Raw genomic sequence first — 3,239 nt, forward strand, 5'->3', positions numbered from 1 at the left:
CGCCCGACCCCCAAACCCTCCCTAGGCGAAGACCCCTTCTGTAAGTCCGATCTTGCCATAATTCTTCAATGCGTCCCACGTTGCTGATTTTTGATCTTTTCGTTATGGCCCTCTTTTTGCTCCAAGCCCGGTGGGACCGGCGAAGAAGCGCGCGTTCCCGGGCGCGGATGAGTGCGCTGGTCGCGCTGGCGCATCTCCTGTTCTTCTGGCCGGTCATCGGTGCTAGCTTGTATCTGCCTCAAGGCGGGGGCGATCTCTGGGGACAGCTCTATCCGGTCTGGGCTTTTATTGCCGCCGAGGTTCGCTATGGGCGTTTCCCGCTCTGGAATCCCCGCTTGCTGGGCGGGGATCCGATCTTCTCAGAAGGCCAGTTCGGCCTTTTCAACCCGTTCAATGGTCCTCTGTTCGCCCTGGATCCGCTTCCGGCGGAGGCGGTGCTCTGGCGGGCGATGATCCCCGCGCTTTGGGCCGGGCTGGGAATGTTACACTTGCTCTCCCGATCCCGATGGCTTCGGGTCTCTCCTCCCGCTGCGCTGGCTGGCAGCCTGGCTTACATGTTCTCCTCACCCTTTATCGTCCATCTCGGGCACCCGCCGATCGGCGACACGATGGCCTGGTTTCCATGGGCCCTGTGGGGCCTGGAGCAAGCGCTAACGCCTGGGCCCATCGAACGGTTGCTCCGAGGGGGCGTTCCGGTGGCCCTGCTGATCCTCAGCGGACACGGTCAGATGATCTCTTACGCCCTCCTGGGAGTGGGGGTATGGATCGTGCTTCTACCGGGCCCCGGATCCATCTTCCAGCGCTGGGCACGTGGGGCAGCGGCCGTGGCGCTGGGGTTCTCCCTTTCCGCCCCGATGTGGATGCCCGCTCTGGAGCGGTTGCCCATGACCGAGCGGGCGGCGGTCCCCCCAGAGCAGCGGCGAGGCTATGAGCTGGCCCCGGAAGATTTTCTGGATCTGTTATCCCCCTTCATCCACGGACGAAACGCGGCGGAGTGGTGGTCCCCGAGAGATCGGGTGGAGACAGGGTTTATCGGAGCCGTAGCACTGGGGCTGGCAGTTTTGGGATCGTTCCGACCGCCTTCAGGGCGTGCCGGCGGGTTGCTGCTCGCCTTCGGCGGGCTGGGACTGGGTCTGGCCCTCGGCCGTGCGTCCCCCTTTTATCAGGCGCTTGCCCTTCTGCCGATTTTCGATCTGGCGTGGAAAACGGCTCGCGCCGTCTTTCTATTCAGCTTCGCCCTGGCGGCCCTGGCCGCTTGGGGGATGGAGCAGAGCCGGCGATCCGGATGGAATCCGCTGGGCATCTTTCTCATCGTTGCTGGGTTTATCGTCTCGATCCCCGCAACGCTTGCCATCGTCCCGGCCGGTGTTCCACGGGAACGGGCCTTCTTCGGCCTGTCGCTGGCGGGGGCGGGACTGCTGGGCGGATGGGCCAGCCTTCAGGTCCCCTATCGCATCGGTCGCTGGATGATCCTGGCGATCCTCCTGGGGGAGCATCTGATCGTCAGCTCCACCGCAGAGCTCGAGCGCCGCACACCGTTCGAGGGCTTCGATCACCCCAGGGCTCTCGCGTTCCTGAAGGAGGATTCCGGATGGTTCCGGGTGGACGTCGATCCGGCTGCCTGGGCGCTATGGCCGCCGAACGCGTTGCAGATAGCTGGCTTGGACACGCCGCTGGGCAGTGGGAACCCTATGAACCTCCGGGCCTTCTCCACGTTTTACTGGATGATCCCGAACCGCACGGCGCCAGCCTATCGAATGTTGGGAGTGAAGTATATTGTGGTCCCCAAGGGCCAGCCGCCGGGCGGGGAGGGGATCTGGCCGGTGTTTATCGAGGATCCCCAGATCGATCTTCATCTGCACACCGGAGCCCTTCCTCGAGCTTGGCTGGTTTACCGCACGGAGGTGGTGGAAACTCAGGCGGAGGCGTTGCCCCGGATCCTGGATCCTTCCTTCGCTCCGGAGCAGGTGGCTGTGATAGAGCGCGGACCTCTCCTTCAGGGGGAAGGGAAAGGCCACATCGAGTTGCTTCGCTATGAGTCGAATCAGCTGAAGCTGAAGGTGGAAACGAACGCCTCAGCCTTGTTGGTCTTCAGTGAGGTGTTCTATCCGGGATGGCGAGCTCGTCTGAACGGCCAGCCGACGCCCATTTATCGGGTGAATTTCACGTTCCGTGGCGTTTTGCTTCCCCCGGGATCCCATCTCCTCGTGATGGATTTCCAGCCTGCTTCCCTCATCCTGGGGCTGGCGACGGCGGCTATAGGGATCGGCGGGTTATTCGGCGCGATGGCCTGGGGGATCCTCTGGAGCCAGCGGCATGGCCAGGGCGTCCGGCGTTTCTAAAAGAGAGACTGGGGGCCTTACTCATCCGGGGTGTCCTCGAACGGATCCTTCGTGCGAGGCGTCTGGATCTGTTCCGTAAGCTGAAGAATGCGGGATCGGAGGTATGAGTCCAAGCCCGGACGCTGAAGATGAGCTTTGGAGATCTCCCCGATGCGATCGCGCACTCGCGGCGGAAGCCATTGAGGCCCTCCCTCGACTAGGCCCTCCAGCACCTCCACATACAGACGGGGATCCCGGGCGATCAGATCCCACATCGCCGGATGGATTCCGTTTTGCCTGGCCGCTGTCCGCCAAGCGAAGCGCCACGATCCCACGGGGGTGGAGGTTCGCTGGTGCGGGATCTCGGATTGCGCCCGATGATGAAGCAGGGCCCAGTCGGGGAAAGGGCTGCGCCAGAGCAGGCGCTCGATCATCCCGTGGTGGATGTGCATGAGGGCTTCCTGGCGGCGCTGAACGTCGCTCCATTCTTTGAGCCACTGTGCGGGGGGAAGGTCGCCGCAGTGCCCAATCGCGCGCAGCAGCTGGTTGACATCGTAGCTGAGCCGCAGGTCGTTACGCTGCGGGTGGGTGGCGGCCAGCCACAGAGCCAGTTCGCGGAAGAAGGCGGAAAGCCCCGGGCTGTCTAATCGTCCCCGATCGATGCGCCGATAGGCCGCTAACCGCCATCCCCTCACCAGGGAGATGCGCTCCCGTCCCGTCCAGTCCTCCCAGCGGGCGTGCAGATACCGCAGGATTTCGAGGGCGGTGGCCTCGCCCCGGCCTTCGTCCGGATCGGCCAGCGCCGCAATCGCGGCGTAAATCCCCAACCAGATCCCATACCGGCGACCAGCAGGGCGTTCCATCAGGCGGGGGAGCGCCTTCCGGATCTCCTGGGGGATGTCCGGGAGGGCGGATTCT

Annotated in this window: 2 protein-coding genes; one reads left to right on the forward strand and one right to left on the reverse strand. The window is 63.9% G+C overall.

Annotated features, from left to right (window positions below):
* Positions 1-167: 167 nt before the first annotated feature.
* Positions 168-2,342 carry a YfhO family protein gene (locus tag NZM16_RS06740; protein WP_295479491.1) on the forward strand — a complete coding sequence of 725 codons (2,175 nt, stop codon included), beginning with the start codon at positions 168-170 and terminating at the stop codon, positions 2,340-2,342.
* A gap of 17 nt (positions 2,343-2,359) precedes the next feature.
* Here the strand turns inward: NZM16_RS06740 and NZM16_RS06745 are convergent.
* Positions 2,360-3,239: hypothetical protein (locus tag NZM16_RS06745; RefSeq protein WP_295479494.1), on the reverse strand; the 880-nt coding region annotated here is incomplete at its 5' end.

Source organism: Thermoflexus sp. (assembly GCF_025055495.1).
GTDB lineage: Bacteria > Chloroflexota > Anaerolineae > Thermoflexales > Thermoflexaceae > Thermoflexus.

Coding starts and splice junctions, on each gene's coding strand:
- NZM16_RS06740 (WP_295479491.1), top strand. CDS start 168: ATGAGTGCGCTGGTCGCGCTGGCGCATCTCCTGTTCTTCTGGCCGGTC.